This window comes from Bacillus sp. FSL R9-9530 (assembly GCF_038008145.1).
GTDB classification, from domain to species: Bacteria; Bacillota; Bacilli; order Bacillales; family Bacillaceae_G; genus Bacillus_A; species Bacillus_A mycoides.
The window spans coordinates 5,219,009-5,234,716 of sequence record NZ_JBBOYO010000001.1; the positions used below are offsets into that span (position 1 = coordinate 5,219,009).

The following is a 15,708-nucleotide window of genomic DNA, read 5'->3' on the forward strand; positions in this document are numbered from 1 at the left end:
TGAGCTCCGTTTTTTATTTTTCTTTTGCTATTTCTTCTAATGTTTTTCCAAGATCGTGTGATCGTTTCGTTGCTTGTGTAATACATGAGATTAATGCTTGTTGAAAATTATGCTCCTTTAATACTTCAATACCTGCTTCAGTTGTTCCGCCAGGAGAAGTAATTTCTTTTCGCAAAATAGAAGGGTGTTTTTCGCTTGCTTTTAGCATTTCAGCAGAACCAATCATCGTCTGAAGAATAAGAGATTTTGCAACATCTTCTTTTAAACCAATTTTTTTTGCTGCCTCTTCCAGTGCCTCTACCACGTAATAAATATAAGCTGGTCCACTTCCAGATAATGCAGTGATAGCATGCATATCTTCTTCTTCTACAACAGAGACGAGACCAATCGTTTCAAATAAAGATGTTGCAGTGCGAATATGTTCCTCCGTTGTGTGTTCTGAAGGTGAGATAGCGGTAGCGGATTTTAAAATGGCTGCAGATGTATTTGGCATTGCACGAATAATCGGAACGTCTTTTTGAAGTAGGTTTCTAATTGAATGAGTAGAAACACCTGCTAATAATGAAATAATAAGCAAGTCATTATTTATGTATTCTTTAAGAGGAATAACCGCTTCTGCGACATCTTTTGGCTTCATAGCTAGAAAAAGAATATTTGCATCAGCAAGTAATTCCTTTTTATTATGTGTACCTTTGACACCGTATTTTTTATGTAACTCCTGTAATCTTGTCTCGTTAGAACGATTACTTACAGTGACGTGTTCTCCCTTAACAACATTTGCGTTTAATAAGCCACCAATAATCGCTTCGGCAATAGAGCCTGCACCGAGAAAGGAAATGTTTTGCATAGACATGATGTGCCTCCTTTAAATTTGGTTAGAAATACTTATAAATGTACATACATTCGTTTTTTTATGGAAAAGACCTCTTTTTATCTGAAAATAATGACAAATTTATAGGGAAGTTGTAAACTGAAGAGGTATTCATTTTTGAACCGGAAAAAGACAGGGGGGGCTAAGCATGACGGCGATTCATCGAATGGAGATTCCTGTTCCATTTGCAGTTGAGACAGTGAATGTGTTTTTAGTTGAGGGAGAAACATTAACGTTAATTGATACAGGGACAAATACAGAAGAAGCAAAGAAAGCACTAGAAAGTCAATTAGGTGCATTAGGATATAAGATAGAAGATATTGAAACGGTAGTGATTACGCATCACCATGCGGATCATTGCGGACTTTTAAATACATTTTCTGAAAAAGTAAAGATTATCGGACATCCTTGGAATGAACCGTGGATTACACAGAATGCTGAATTTTTAAAGAGGTATCATGAATTTTTTAAAGAGACAGCCTTGCAGTTCGGCGTTCCAGCAGTATTTCTGAATGGTGAGGCGTTATTGACGACGAAGACACTTAAATATTCTTGTAATAGATCGTTAACACATACCGTGAGAGAGGGAGATCGTATAGATTCCTTACCTGGATTTACAGTGATTGAAACCCCGGGTCATGCTTCCACTCATATTTCATTATATAGAGAATCTGATGGAATATTAATTGGTGGGGATGCTCTCATTAGTCATATTTCTTCAAATCCAATATTAGAACCACCATATGAAGGGCAAACAGAAAGAGCTCATCCTTTATTGCAGTACAATCAAACGTTAAAACGTTTAAGTGAAATGAATATTTCACGGATTTTATCAGGGCATGGGGAAGATGTTCTGAATGTGAAACAACTTATTGAAACAAGATTACAAAAGCAAGAGACACGTGCTTTTAAAGTGCTTGAATTATTAAAGGAAAAGCCAATGACAGCATTTGAGGTGTGTGTAAAACTATTTCCGGTATTATATAAAGAGCAATTACCACTTACTATCTCAGAAACTGTTGGACAATTAGACTTTTTAGCATATAATCAACAGGTGATGATTGATGAATCTTCACAACAATTGATTTATTATGCAAAGTAGGTGACAGCAATGACGGGACGTTTACAAGAAAAAGTAATCGTCATTACAGGTGCTTCTAGTGGAATTGGAGAGCAAGTGGCAATGCAGGTTGCAGAGCAAGGGGCGACGCCGGTATTAATGGCTCGAACAGAAGAGAAGCTACAAGCATTAGCAGACAAAATTAAAGTAACTTATAATACGCCTTGCTATTACTATGTATTAGATGTAAGTGAAGAAACGAAAGTACAATCTGTTTTTTCAAAGGTATTACAAGAAGTAGGACGTATTGATATATTGGTAAATAATGCTGGGTTTGGTATTTTTAAAACGTTTGAAGATGCTTCAATGGATGAAGTAAAGGATATGTTTCAAGTAAATGTATTTGGATTAGTAGCTTGTACGAAAGCGGTATTACCTAATATGGTAAAAAGGAACGAAGGACAAATTATTAATATTGCTTCATTGGCTGGAAAAATTGCAACTCCGAAGTCGAGTGCTTATGCAGCAACAAAACACGCTGTATTAGGATTTACGAATAGTTTACGTATGGAGTTATCTAACACAAATGTATATGTAACAGCAATTAACCCAGGACCGATAGATACGAACTTTTTTGAAATAGCCGATCAATCAGGTACATATGTGAAAAATATGGGACGTTACATGTTAAAACCAACATATGTAGCAGAACAAATCGTAAAGGCGATGCAAACGAAAAAACGTGAAGTAAACTTGCCGAAGTGGATGGGAATGGGGCCAAAGCTCTACGCATTATTCCCAGGTTTATTTGAACGCGTTGCAGGCAAATCATTAAGTAAAAAATAGGAGATTTCCATATGGAAATCTCCTATTTTTTATTTTCCAGTCACATAATCGTAAACGATATCCTCAACAGCCTCGTATACATCAATTTCAGTATTTAAATGAATTATCATTTGAATATGTTTAATTAGCATTTCCTGATCCTCTTTTGAAACAGGATTACATTGATATTGCCGAAAACTTTTTATAATCATTTTCTCAATTAATTTTTTATTCATGTTTTTCCCCGCCTGTATGTATACATGTATTGTTTTATTGTACTTGAAGTGAAATGAAAATACTACTATGCACTAATTTTGCATAAAAATCCACTTGTGTATATTGCTTTTATAGCGAGATTAATATTTTGAAGTTTTTTAAAATTATAAATATTTAATTGACTTTATAATTATGCAATATTATAATCAAACTTAATTTAAAGAATAGATATGAGGAGGAGCTTATGAAAGTCGCAATTATTGGAGCAACTGGATATGGAGGTATTGAGTTAATTCGGTTATTAGAGCAACATCCATATTTTTCGATAGCATCTCTCCATTCTTTTTCACAAGTCGGTGAATTTATAACAAATGTATACCCGCATTTTCGAAATGTTCTTGTCCATACGTTACAAGAAATTGATGCGGAGAAAATAGAGAAGGAAGCTGAAATTGTATTTTTAGCAACCCCAGCGGGAGTATCGGCAGAGTTAACACCAAAATTATTGGCAGTAGGTTTAAAAGTAATTGACCTATCTGGAGACTTTCGTATGATAGATCCCTCGTCATATGAATTGTGGTATAAAAGGCCAGCTGCACAGGAAGAACTTCTTAGGAAAGCAGTATATGGATTAAGTGAATGGAAAAGGCATGAGATCCAAAATGCAAATTTAATTGCAAACCCAGGATGTTTTGCTACAGCTGCATTATTAGCGGTAGCGCCGTTAGTACGTAGCGGCATAATTGAAGAAGCTTCGATTATTATTGATGCGAAATCAGGAGTATCTGGAGCGGGCAAAACGCCAACAACAATGACTCACTTTCCTGAGTTATACGATAACTTACACATTTATAAAGTTAATCAACATCAGCACGTTCCTGAGATTGAGCAAATGCTTACAGAGTGGAATCGTGAAACGAAGCCAATCACGTTTAGTACACATTTAATACCGATATCACGAGGGATTATGGTTACACTTTATGCGAAAGTGAAAGAGGAAATGAAAATAGAGCAACTTCAAAAGTTGTATGAAGAAACGTATGAATACTCAGCTTTCGTTCGAGTTCGCTCGCAAGGAGAATTTCCAAGTCCGAAAGAAGTAAGGGGCTCAAATTATTGTGATATTGGGATAGCTTACGATGAAAGAACAGAAAGAGTTACGGTCGTTTCTGTTATAGACAATATGATGAAAGGTGCGGCAGGGCAAGCAGTTCAAAATGCAAATTTATTAGCGGGACTAGAAGAGACAACGGGTTTACAGCATATGCCGCTTTATCCATAAGGGGGAAATTATGATTAAAGCATCGTCTATTACAAAATTAACAAATGGTTCAATTGTTACACCAAAAGGCTTTTTGGCAATCGGTACTGCAAATGGTCTGAAAAAGGTGAAAAAGGATTTGGGTGCAATCGTTTGTGAGGTGCCAGCATCATGTGCCGCTGTGTATACAACAAATCAAATACAAGCAGCGCCGTTGCAAGTAACGAAGGAGAGCATAGCAGCAGAAGGGAAATTACAAGCAATTGTTGTAAATAGCGGCAATGCAAATGCTTGTACGGGGATGAAAGGATTGCAAGATGCTTATGAGATGCGAACATTAGGAGCGGAACACTTTGGAGTAAAAGAAAAGTACGTCGCAGTCGCTTCAACAGGTGTAATTGGAGTACCTTTACCGATGGATATCATTCGAAAGGGAATTGAATCTCTTGTGCCAACAAAGGAAGTAAGTGAAGCTTATTCTTTTTGTGAAGCAATTTTAACGACAGATCTTATAACGAAAGAAACTTGCTATGAGATGATAATTGATGGGGAAGCAGTGATCATTGCTGGGGTCGCAAAAGGTTCAGGGATGATCAAACCGAATATGGCAACGATGCTTAGTTTTATTACAACAGACGCCAATATAGAGCATGAAGTATTGCAAACAGCATTATCACAAATTACGAATCATACGTTTAATCAAATTACGGTGGACGGAGATACTTCTACAAATGATATGGTCATCGTTATGGCAAGTGGATTATCAGAAACGAAAACGATGAATATGGAACATGAAGACTGGGAAACTTTCCTAGTTGCTTTACAAAAGGTATGTGAAGATTTAGCGAAAAAAATTGCACAAGATGGTGAAGGTGCTACGAAGTTAATAGAAGTAAATGTGTTAGGGGCTAGAACAAATGAAGAAGCAAAGAAAATTGCAAAGCAAATAGTCGGTTCGAGTCTTGTGAAAACAGCGATATATGGTGAAGACCCAAATTGGGGGCGAATTATTAGCAGTATTGGACAAAGTGAAGTAGAGATTAATCCGAATACAATTGATATTACTCTTCAATCTATCGCTGTGTTAAAAAATAGTGAACCTCAAATGTTTTCTGAAGAGGAAATGAAAAAGAGATTACAAGAACATGAAATTATTATTGATGTGTATTTACATTTAGGAGAAGAGAACGGATCAGCTTGGGGCTGTGACTTAAGCTATGAATATGTGAAAATAAACGCTTGTTATCGTACATAAGGAGAGGGAAGATGAGCGATTATATTGTAGTGAAATGCGGCGGTAGTATGTTGGATCAATTAAATGATGTGTTTTTTGATTGTATAAAGAAATTGCAACAAAAGTATAAGGTAGTGATTGTTCATGGTGGTGGTCCAGAAATTGATGCCAAATTAAAAGATTGTAACATCAAAGTAGAGAAAAGAGATGGGTTACGAGTAACACCAAGAGAAGTTATGGATATTGTTCAAATGGTGCTATGTGGAAGTACGAATAAAAAACTCGTAATGAATTTACAAAAGCATAATTTACTTGCGGTAGGTTGTTCAGGATGTGACGGCAATTTACTTCAAGTTCAACCTGTCAGCAAGGAGATAGGATATGTGGGAGAAGTAAGTTATGTCGAAACAGCCTTACTAAAAGGGTTAATAAATATGAATTATATTCCTGTTATTGCTCCAATCGGGATAAATGAAAATGAGATTTATAACATAAATGCGGATAATGCTGCAGCTGGAATTGCGGCAGCATTATCTGCAAAGGAACTCATTTTTATTACAGATGTAGATGGAATATTACATGAAGGAAAATTAGTAAAGAAAACGGACGAATTTGAAATTGATACTTTTATTGAAAAAGGGGTTATTACAGGCGGGATGATTCCGAAAGTACAGGCGGCACTAGCGTCATTAAAAATGGGAGTGCAAAAGGTAAGTGTCGTGAATGGTACAAAAGACTTTGCTGAAGTTACCGGAGAGTGTATTGGAACGACGGTAACGAAAGGAGTGAGTATCGTATGACAAGCCATCTTTTTCAAACATATGGAAGAAGAGAAATTGAATTTCTAAAGGGCAATGGGGCGAAAGTTATTGATAAAAGTGGTGAGCAATATTTAGATTTCACTTCTGGTATTGGAGTATGTAACTTAGGACATTGTCATCCTACGGTTGTAAAGGCGGTAGAAAAGCAACTTGGAAATATATGGCATATATCTAACTTATTTACGAACTCCTTACAAGAAGAGGTCGCATCATTATTAACAGAAGATACAGTATTAGATCATGTGTTTTTTTGTAATAGCGGGGCGGAGGCAAATGAAGCGGCTTTAAAGCTAGCACGTAAGCATACTGGAAAATCTCTCGTAGTAACATGTGAGCAATCTTTCCACGGGAGAACATTTGGAACGATGAGTGCAACAGGGCAAGATAAAGTGAAAGAAGGATTCGGTCCATTACTTCCGTCTTTTTTACATATACCATTTAACGACATACGAGCATTAGAGGAAGTAATGAATGAAGAAGTTGCGGCGGTAATGGTAGAAGTTATTCAAGGAGAAGGAGGAGTAATATTAGCTGATCCATCCTTTTTGAAGGAAATTGAAAAACTATGTAATCAGTACAATGCTCTTTTTATTATAGATGAAGTACAAACTGGAATAGGCAGAACAGGAACACTATTCGCTTATGAGCAAATGGGAATAGTTCCTGATATCGTTACCATCGCAAAGGCGCTTGGGAATGGTATTCCAGTTGGAGCGATGATTGGCCGAAAAGAACTAGGTTCTTCTTTTACTGCCGGGGCACACGGTTCAACTTTCGGTGGGAATTATATTGCTATGACTGCAGCGAAAGAAGTATTGCAATTCATTAAGGAACAATCGTTTTTTAAAGAGGTACAGGAAAAGGGCGAGTACGTATTAAAGAAATTGCAAGAAGAATTACGACACGTTGAATGTGTTCAAAATATTCGTGGTAAGGGACTTATGATTGGAATCGAATGCAAGCATCAGGTTGCAAATGTCATAGAACAACTAGAAAAAGCAGGACTTCTCGTATTACAAGCAGGGCCTAATGTTATAAGACTATTACCACCACTTATTGTAACGAATGAAGAGCTAGAACAGGCAGTATATATGATAAAAAAAGTGGTTTGTACAAAAAATGCATCAATCATATAAGGGGGAAATTTCATGTCAACTGTACAAGTACCGAAATTAAATACGAAAGATCTTTTAACACTAGAAGAATTGACGCAAGAAGAAATCATTTCTTTAATTGAGTTTGCTATATATTTAAAAAAGAATAAGCAGGAGCCTTTATTACAAGGAAAAATATTAGGGCTCATTTTTGATAAACATTCAACTCGTACTCGCGTATCTTTTGAAGCAGGAATGGTACAGCTCGGAGGACATGGCATGTTTTTAAGTGGGAAAGAGATGCAAATTGGAAGAGGGGAGAGCGTTTCAGATACTGCGAAAGTGTTATCTCATTACATTGACGGGATTATGATACGTACATTTTCACATGCGGATGTAGAAGAGCTTGCAAAAGAATCGAGCATACCTGTAATTAATGGATTAACGGATGATCATCATCCATGTCAAGCGTTGGCAGATTTAATGACGATTTATGAAGAAGTGAAGACATTTAAAGGAATTAAATTGGCTTACGTAGGTGATGGGAATAACGTATGTCATTCATTGTTGTTAGCGAGTGCGAAAGTCGGAATGAATATGACTGTTGCAACGCCTGTAGGGTATGAACCGAATGAGGAAATTGTAAAAAAAGCGTTAGCGATTGCTGAAGAAACAGGAGCTGAAATTGAAATTTTGCATAACCCTGAACTAGCGGTGAGTGAAGCGGATTTCATTTATACTGACGTTTGGATGAGCATGGGGCAAGAGGGAGAAGAAGAGAAATATACTTTATTTCAACCTTACCAAATCAATAAAGAACTTGTTATGCATGCGAAGCAAACATATCGTTTCTTACACTGTTTACCTGCCCATCGTGAAGAAGAGGTAACAGGAGAAATTATAGATGGACCACAGTCTATCGTATTTGAGCAAGCTGGTAATCGATTACATGCGCAAAAAGCATTATTAGTAAGTTTATTTAAAAATGTAGAAGAGCCTTCCTAAATGATGTGCACCCCAATTGTTAGACACGAATAACAATTGGAGGTGTATTTTTTTATGGTTAAATTCTTACTAGAAGAAAAAGTAAATGAAATAAAAACATATTCCCTTCAGTATACACTGAATGTACTTAATTATATGGATAGACGAGGGATATCCATTAGAGAAATAGCTACTTAATTTTTTATCTAACCTTTTGGGCCCTGTTCACCAGGAAGGCTCTTTCCTTTACTTCACATACACATAGGCTTCATTTGTTGTTAAGCAGGTTTTATGTTATATAAAGACTTTTGGTTAGCCTGAAGTTTCCGTATTTACATTTTTTCTTTTTATCTCATAATTTTAATTGGGAGAGGGAGGAAAAAAATGGTTCAAATTAAAGTAACACCTGAAATGCTAGAAGAAGTTGCTAATCGTGCAAGTAATACTCGAATCGCATTAGAATCTATACATAATAAATTATGTAATGAAATAGATCAATTGTGTTTTCAGTGGATTGGTGCCTCCAATCAACAGTTCATTCAAATGTTCAATGATGCGCGACCAAAAGCTTTTAAATCTATTCATTCACTTGTAAAAGTAGAAGAAGATTTGAAACGAATTGCTGAGAAATTCCGCAATACAGATAATCAAGATGTTACAATGGAAAAAGGTGCAATGTGTGGACCACTATCATCAGAAAAAGAGGGTTTTGATGGTAAAAAACTAGCTAGGGATATAGCGGGTGAAATAAGTGGGGAGTATGATGTTCGTCGTGTTTGGGATGGTATTGATCCATCTACTGGCGAAAAACTTTCGGGGTGGGAACGTGCTGGGGCAGGTGTCATGGCTGTAGCCGGCCTTACACCCTTTGGAAAGATAGCTAAAGTAGGAAAAGGAGTTAAAATGACTGCTAAGGCTACTGAGGCTGTGAATAAAGCTAAAAAAGTACCTGTGGAGAAAGTCAATGGAGTTAATGGTGCGGATAAAGCTCTATTGACTAATGAAGGAAAAGTTGGAACCTATAAACAACTTGTGAAACAAGGAACTGCTTTTGATAATATTACTCCACATCATATGCCTTCTGCACAGAAAATGAAACAAGCTGGTATAAAAAGGAATGATGGTGTGAGTATGAATATGGAACAACCTCATCCTGGAACTGGTGGGAGACATCGTGAAACATATACATATGGTCTATCAGGAGAAAAATCGCAGGCGTATTTAAACCTTAGCTTTCGTGAGGCCTTATCTCATGATATCTTGGATGCTCGAAAAATTTATATAAAAGATGGTTTATATACTGCTGAGATAAGAGAAGGTTTAAGAGAAGTTATTAAAAGAAACAAAGAGCTGTATCCGCATTTATTTGATAAATAAAACATGGAAAGGATGATTACCTTTGGATATTAAGAGTCATTTAAAAAGACTATATGATAATCGTTTATTAGAAAATGAAAATGAGATACGAGATTTTAATGAGTCATTAATGGAAGTAATAGAGTACAATGACGTCTCTGTTATTACAGATTTATGTTTAGTTCTGGATGATGAGACTGAGCAATTTGAGGTTATGTTTGGTTTGATTCATGGAATAGAGAGCTTATATAAAAATAACATAGAAGAAGGACTTGTATGTATTGTTAAAGCTTTTCCAAAGATGATTAACTCAGCTAAAGAATGGGTAGAAATTTTACATTATAGAATTCTTAATCACCCTCAAGTAAGATTAGCATATGGAAAAGTACTTTCGGGATTTGATCCATCAATTACGATTAGTATTAAAGAATTATTGATTGATATAAAAAATGAAGACCCTGATATGTTTAGTGAATCTGTTAATGAGGTAATTAAGAGCATCTAACCATCTAATGTTTAAAGTTGAAACGATATATAAGCACATAAGGCAAGCTAACAGAAAAGAATTTATTATTGGAGTGGAAAGAAAAAGAATAAGAATAAGCTATTAAAAAGTACATACTCCATGATGGTTGTACCATCATGGAGTACTGTGTGCAATGATAGAATAGAAAAACGAAGTACGAGCTTAGGCGAGATGACATTTTACTGGATGATGAATATAAACACATGGAATGGACATAAAACTAATGAACTCGTACAAACTCGTAAGTTTTAACGTAGTAGTTGTCACAACATATAAAGGCTGTCAAACTGTTACTACAAAACTTAGAAATCTATGCTACTTAAAAACAGATGAACTTAAAGCACTGGGTTGTCGATTAAAGGCAACAAGTGCTTTTTTCGTCTTGATATAAAAATAAATGACATGGGACAAACATTAGGGGAATAAATAAGAAAAAAGCCGTCCAACTAAAGTGCACCTCAAATTTTTAGACACGAATAACAATTAGAGGTGTGCTTTTTTATATTGAAATGTCGTATGTATATTTGGTTAACCATCTCTATATCATTTATAATAAAAAGAGTAAACTACATTTGTTTTTCATATCATGTAAGGACATACTAGATAGAAAAAATATAGTTAAAGAGATGATGAATTTGAAAACAACTAAGAAAACATATTCGTTTTTTCAGCGGATGTGGAGAATATTAAAGTTTCAATATTATAAGTTGCTTCGATCACCAGAAGGAGCAAAGAAAGTGTCGTTAGGTTTTGCGATTGGATTTGGTTTAGAAATGTTGGTAATTTATACGGCATCGCTCGTATATTTAATATTTTATCCAATTGTCAGGTTAGCAAAAGGATCTTTTCCAGCCGCGGTCATTGGTAATATTATTGGGAAAATATCGTTTCTCCCAGTATTTTTATTTCCGTTTGCTTATGCGTTAGGGAAAATGATTTATCCATTTGATGTACAGAAAATACATCATGAACCATTTACGATATCAGATTTGTTTTCGAGCCATATTTTTACGATGTTAAAGAGCTTATTACAGAGTGAAGTATATGTATTAATTGGTATGACGATAATAGGAATTGTGTTTGGGGTAATTTCATATTTCGTTGTGCATTATTTATATGAAAAGAATCGTAAGTTACGTTTGAAGAAAAGAAAGAAACAAGTGAGAGAACCACTTGTTCAAATATAAAGAATGTCACATTCATTTTCTCCTTTGAATATGTTTAAGAAAAAGGGGGAGAGAATGAATGTATTATTATTACGTACCGCAAGTATACCCATATGTAAATTATTATCCGGTTTATGATATGAGTAGACAATACGAGTTATATCGACAACGACAATTACAGCAAATACCACAAATACCACAACAACAGCCTACGCAAGAACAAAAACCATATTTAACGACATGGCCGTATTCAAATGTATACTATGGTAATTATTACGAATCATAAAGCTGCTTCTATTTAGAAGCAGCTTTATGCGTTTGTTTTCAAAATTAAATTTTGAATGGTTTTAAGAGAATAAATGAGCTTTTCACGCTCTTCCTCAGATAATGTTTGAAAATTTTCTTTTAGTTTTCCTAAAATGAATTGCTGATACTGACTTACTAACATTTTCCCTTCAGTTGTTAGGGAAATTAAAATGACCCTTCGATCTTTTTCGCTATAATGACGCTCTATTAGCTCTTCTTGAATAAGTTTGTTTAATAGAGGGGTCATGTTAGGCCGTGAAATCGCTAGCCGCTTGCCAATTTCTGAAACTGCTAATGTACCATTTTCATGCAAAAGCAGTAACACTTGCGTATGTGATGGCGGCATATGTCTTTGAGAAGAAAACTCTCCAGGAAGCATAAATTTGCGATAAAAAAGAGGCACTAGCGAAAGAAGATGATCAACAATACGTTCCCACTCGCGTGATTCCATATAACGGCCCCCTTCTACTATCATTGTAACAAAAAAGACAAGGTATAAAAATAGAATTGTTTCATGGTAGCCTTAATATTTGTAGGATAACACTTGCTTTGTAAATGTATCGGCAATAATCGTATAACCGTTATCATTTGGGTGTACTTGGTCAAATAGTAAATCTTTTTTATCCTTCGATATTAATTTGCGAATTGGTAAAACAATCGACGGTTGATGTGCTTTTGAAATAGAATAAATAGAATCATTCCAACCATCTAAAAACATATCTGCATAACTTGCGATGGAGTCATCTAGTTGTAAAGGGTTATAGAGTTCAGATAGAATGAGTAAAGCATTCGGATTTTGATCTCGAACGGTCTTTACAATGTTTTTTACATCCGTTTCAAAACGGGCTTTTTCTTTATTTAACATTTTAATACCATCTATAACACCTACATCACGATTTAAGCGGAATAAATTATTTGCTCCAATATTAATAGTAATTATATTTGCTTCCCTAATTTTTTGTTGAACTTCTTCTGACTGGACTTTTTTAACGAGACGATCTGTAGTGAGACCATTTACACCGAGGTTTTCTACCGTAATTGGTTTATGAATTTGTCCTTCTAATTGTTTAGAAGCTAATTCGGCAAATCCCCCTTGTGTAGATCCATATCCTTTTGCAAGTGAATCACCTAATACGAGGTGATAAAAGGAATCATTCGTTTGCTTATCAATCCAACTGGGAGCAGATGTTTTTTCTGTTTTTCTTTCAATTTCTTTTTGTTTTGTCTCATCGTTCTTTTCAGAATAAGAATAAGAAATGATTAGAAGGAGGAGACAAACAATTGTTAAGATGATTTTTTTCATAAATTCATCCTCCTTGTAATTGGTAATTGTATCATATTCAGCAGTATAAGCAATGTAAGGGCATATTATATATTTATGAAAACTTTACAGAAAATTTGTAGAAGTGTGTCAAAAAATATTGACGGTATGAAAGTACTTTAGATATGATAATGTCAGATAAGGTGAAGATTATCGCTCTAATAGAAGAAAAAAGGTATGTGGTTAGAGACTGATAGAGATTCACTTCATTATTTTGGGGTAATTGTATAAGGGGGATTTTTTGTGAAAAAGTCAAAAAAAATGCTAGCTGGAGCAACACTTGCTATTGGCGTTATAGCACCGCAAGTGTTGCCAACAACAGCTCAAGCAGAGGAAAAAGCTGGGGAGAGTACAGTTAACTTACGAATTTTAGAAACATCAGATATTCACGTTAACTTAATGAATTACGATTATTATCAAACGAAAACAGATAATAAAGTAGGTCTCGTGCAAACTGCAACACTCGTTAATAAAGCACGTGAAGAAGCGAAAAACTCTGTCCTATTTGATGATGGAGATGCATTACAAGGGACACCGCTTGGAGATTATGTAGCGAATAAAATAAAAGATCAGGAGAAGGAGAATTCTGTTGATCCTAACTATGTTCATCCATTATATCGTGTAATGAATTTAATGAAGTATGACGTCATCTCTCTTGGGAATCATGAATTTAACTACGGTTTAGATTATTTAAAGTCAGTGATTAAAAAAACTAAGTTCCCTGTTATTAACTCAAATGTTTATATAGATGATCATGATGGTAATGATGAGAATGACAAGCATTACTTTGATAAACCATATCATATTTTTGAAAAAGAAGTAGAGGATGAATCTGGTCAAAAACAAAAGGTGAAAATTGGTGTAATGGGATTTGTTCCACCTCAAGTTATGAACTGGGATAAAGCAAATTTAGAAGGAAAAGTAAAAGCGAAAGATATTGTTGATACAGCGGAAAAGTTAGTTCCAGAAATGAAGGCGCAAGGTGCGGACGTTATTGTTGCATTAGCCCATTCAGGTGTCGATAAGAGCGGCCGTAGCCCCAAAATGGAAAATGCTTCATATTATTTAACAGAGGTTCCTGGTGTAGATGCAGTATTAATGGGACATTCACATACTGAAGTGAAGGATGTATTTAATGGTGTTCCTGTTGTAATGCCTGGTGTCTTTGGAAGTAACCTGGGTATTATTGATATGCAATTGAAAAAGGTAAACGGAAAATGGGAAGTACAAAAAGAGCAATCGAAGCCGCAACTTCGTCCAATTGCTGATAGTAAAGGGAACCCATTAGTACAATCTGATCAAAGATTAGTTAATGAAATTAAGGATGATCATCAAGCGACAATTGATTATGTGAATACAGCTGTAGGAAAAACGACAGCGCCAATTAATAGTTATTTCTCATTAGTACAAGATGATCCTTCTGTACAACTTGTGACAAATGCACAAAAATGGTATGTAGAAGAAGAACTTAAAAAACCAGAGTACGAAAAGTTTAAAGGTATTCCGGTTTTATCTGCAGGAGCACCATTTAAAGCGGGTGGCCGAAACGGTGCTACATATTATACGGATATTCCAGCAGGGACATTAGCAATTAAAAACGTAGCGGATTTATATGTATATCCAAATACGTTATATGCTGTAAAAGTAAACGGGGCACAAGTAAAAGAATGGCTTGAAATGTCTGCTGGTCAGTTTAATAAAATTGATCCAGCGAAAACAGAAGAGCAGCCACTAGTAAATATAGGTTATCCTACATATAATTTTGATATTTTAGATGGTCTAAAATACGAAATTGATGTAACACAACCGGCGAAATACGATAAAGATGGAAAAGTTGTAAATGCAAATACGAATCGTATTATAAATATGACGTATGAAGGGAAGCCAGTAGCTGATAATCAAGAGTTCATCGTCGCTACAAATAACTATCGTGGAAGTAGCCAAACGTTCCCAGGTGTAAGTAAAGGGGAAGTTGTATACCAATCACAAGATGAAACACGTCAAATCATTGTGAAGTATATGCAAGAAACACCAGTTATTGATCCAGCAGCAGATCAAAATTGGACGTTTAAGCCGATTGTTGCAGATAAATTAAATACAACATTTGATTCTTCACCAAATGCACAAAATCATATAAAGAAAGATGGGAAAATATCATATGTTGGACCATCTGAAAATGAATTTGCTAAATATGCAATTGATATAACGAAGAAGAATGATGATAAGGAAACTGGTGGAGAGAATCCAACAACACCGCCAACAGGTGAAGGCAATAACGGAGAAAATCCAACGACACCACCAACAGGTGAAGGCAATAATGGAGAGAATCCAACGGCACCGCCAACAGGTGAAGGCAATAACGGAGGAAATCCAACGACACCACCAACGGATGAAGGTAATACTGTTAATGAACCAAAACAAGATGGAAACAACGTGGGATCTGGACAAACTACAACAGATAATCAAAATGAAAAAGAAACAACGAAAGTAAGTGAAGGTAAAGAAGAACGTGATTTACCGAAAACAGGTACAAGTGTTGCTTCTACAATTGGAGCAGGTCTGGCGTTTGTTGGAGCGGGATTACTTATGCTATTTAGAAGAAAGAAAGCGAATAGATAGCGGAGAAATATAAAAAGGATTACCGATTAAGGTAATCCTTTTTATTAT

General features: G+C 35.4%; 16 protein-coding genes. 12 read left to right on the forward strand and 4 right to left on the reverse strand.

Features of this window, described 5'->3' with window-relative positions:
* Nucleotides 1-13 precede the first annotated feature (13 nt).
* Nucleotides 14-853: a pyrroline-5-carboxylate reductase ProI gene (gene proI / locus MKX66_RS26590; RefSeq protein WP_002066991.1), complete on the reverse strand. Its 840-nt coding sequence runs from the start codon at nucleotides 851-853 to the stop codon at nucleotides 14-16.
* A gap of 166 nt (nucleotides 854-1,019) precedes the next feature.
* Here proI and MKX66_RS26595 point away from each other — a divergent pair, with 166 nt between their 5' ends.
* Together MKX66_RS26595 and MKX66_RS26600 are read left to right on the forward strand one after the other, a co-directional pair.
* Nucleotides 1,020-1,973 carry an MBL fold metallo-hydrolase gene (locus tag MKX66_RS26595; protein ID WP_002014957.1) on the forward strand — a complete coding sequence of 318 codons (954 nt, stop codon included), beginning with the start codon at nucleotides 1,020-1,022 and terminating at the stop codon, nucleotides 1,971-1,973.
* Nucleotides 1,974-1,982: 9 nt separating this feature from the next.
* Entirely contained in the window at nucleotides 1,983-2,777 is a 795-nt protein-coding gene (locus MKX66_RS26600; protein ID WP_002143077.1) for an SDR family oxidoreductase, read from the forward strand.
* A gap of 29 nt (nucleotides 2,778-2,806) precedes the next feature.
* Here MKX66_RS26600 and MKX66_RS26605 read toward each other — a convergent pair whose 3' ends face one another.
* On the reverse strand, nucleotides 2,807-2,992 hold the full coding sequence (locus MKX66_RS26605) for a YqzH family protein (RefSeq protein WP_002033845.1): 186 nt from the start codon (nucleotides 2,990-2,992) through the stop codon (nucleotides 2,807-2,809).
* A 224-nt stretch (nucleotides 2,993-3,216) separates the two neighbouring features.
* Here MKX66_RS26605 and argC point away from each other — a divergent pair, with 224 nt between their 5' ends.
* From argC to MKX66_RS26650, 9 genes are all read left to right on the forward strand, one after another.
* Entirely contained in the window at nucleotides 3,217-4,254 is a 1,038-nt protein-coding gene (gene argC / locus MKX66_RS26610) for an N-acetyl-gamma-glutamyl-phosphate reductase (protein WP_215590164.1), read from the forward strand.
* Nucleotides 4,255-4,264: 10 nt separating this feature from the next.
* Nucleotides 4,265-5,488: a bifunctional glutamate N-acetyltransferase/amino-acid acetyltransferase ArgJ gene (gene argJ / locus MKX66_RS26615; protein WP_326996601.1), complete on the forward strand. Its 1,224-nt coding sequence runs from the start codon at nucleotides 4,265-4,267 to the stop codon at nucleotides 5,486-5,488.
* Nucleotides 5,489-5,499: 11 nt separating this feature from the next.
* Entirely contained in the window at nucleotides 5,500-6,267 is a 768-nt protein-coding gene (argB, locus tag MKX66_RS26620) for an acetylglutamate kinase (protein WP_001286776.1), read from the forward strand.
* Entirely contained in the window at nucleotides 6,264-7,424 is a 1,161-nt protein-coding gene (locus MKX66_RS26625) for an acetylornithine transaminase (protein WP_341087465.1), read from the forward strand. Before argB ends, MKX66_RS26625 begins: the two co-directional genes overlap by 4 nt.
* Before the next feature lie 12 nt (nucleotides 7,425-7,436).
* Entirely contained in the window at nucleotides 7,437-8,387 is a 951-nt protein-coding gene (gene argF, locus MKX66_RS26630) for an ornithine carbamoyltransferase (RefSeq protein ID WP_061674752.1), read from the forward strand.
* A 363-nt stretch (nucleotides 8,388-8,750) separates the two neighbouring features.
* The gene (locus tag MKX66_RS26635) at nucleotides 8,751-9,743 is read left to right on the forward strand and encodes a WXG100 family type VII secretion target (RefSeq protein ID WP_326996599.1); all 993 of its coding nucleotides are present in this window, start codon (nucleotides 8,751-8,753) and stop codon (nucleotides 9,741-9,743) included.
* A gap of 22 nt (nucleotides 9,744-9,765) precedes the next feature.
* Entirely contained in the window at nucleotides 9,766-10,227 is a 462-nt protein-coding gene (locus tag MKX66_RS26640; protein WP_002190613.1) for an Imm30 family immunity protein, read from the forward strand.
* Between the two features lie 656 nt (nucleotides 10,228-10,883).
* Nucleotides 10,884-11,435: a DUF2062 domain-containing protein gene (locus MKX66_RS26645; protein WP_000858888.1), complete on the forward strand. Its 552-nt coding sequence runs from the start codon at nucleotides 10,884-10,886 to the stop codon at nucleotides 11,433-11,435.
* A 58-nt stretch (nucleotides 11,436-11,493) separates the two neighbouring features.
* Nucleotides 11,494-11,700, forward strand: a complete 207-nt coding sequence (locus tag MKX66_RS26650) for a hypothetical protein (RefSeq protein WP_326996598.1) — start codon at nucleotides 11,494-11,496, stop codon at nucleotides 11,698-11,700.
* A gap of 24 nt (nucleotides 11,701-11,724) precedes the next feature.
* On the opposite strand, the gene MKX66_RS26655 is transcribed toward MKX66_RS26650, so the two are convergent.
* Together MKX66_RS26655 and MKX66_RS26660 are read right to left on the reverse strand one after the other, a co-directional pair.
* Nucleotides 11,725-12,171, reverse strand: coding sequence for a MarR family winged helix-turn-helix transcriptional regulator (locus MKX66_RS26655; protein WP_002088507.1), 447 nt, complete (start codon nucleotides 12,169-12,171; stop codon nucleotides 11,725-11,727).
* Between the two features lie 72 nt (nucleotides 12,172-12,243).
* The gene (locus tag MKX66_RS26660) at nucleotides 12,244-13,023 is read right to left on the reverse strand and encodes a GDSL-type esterase/lipase family protein (RefSeq protein WP_326996597.1); all 780 of its coding nucleotides are present in this window, start codon (nucleotides 13,021-13,023) and stop codon (nucleotides 12,244-12,246) included.
* Between the two features lie 261 nt (nucleotides 13,024-13,284).
* On the opposite strand from MKX66_RS26660, the gene cpdB reads away from it, so the two are divergent.
* Nucleotides 13,285-15,660, forward strand: a complete 2,376-nt coding sequence (gene cpdB, locus MKX66_RS26665; protein ID WP_341087468.1) for a bifunctional 2',3'-cyclic-nucleotide 2'-phosphodiesterase/3'-nucleotidase — start codon at nucleotides 13,285-13,287, stop codon at nucleotides 15,658-15,660.
* The last annotated feature ends 48 nt before the right edge of the window (nucleotides 15,661-15,708 follow it).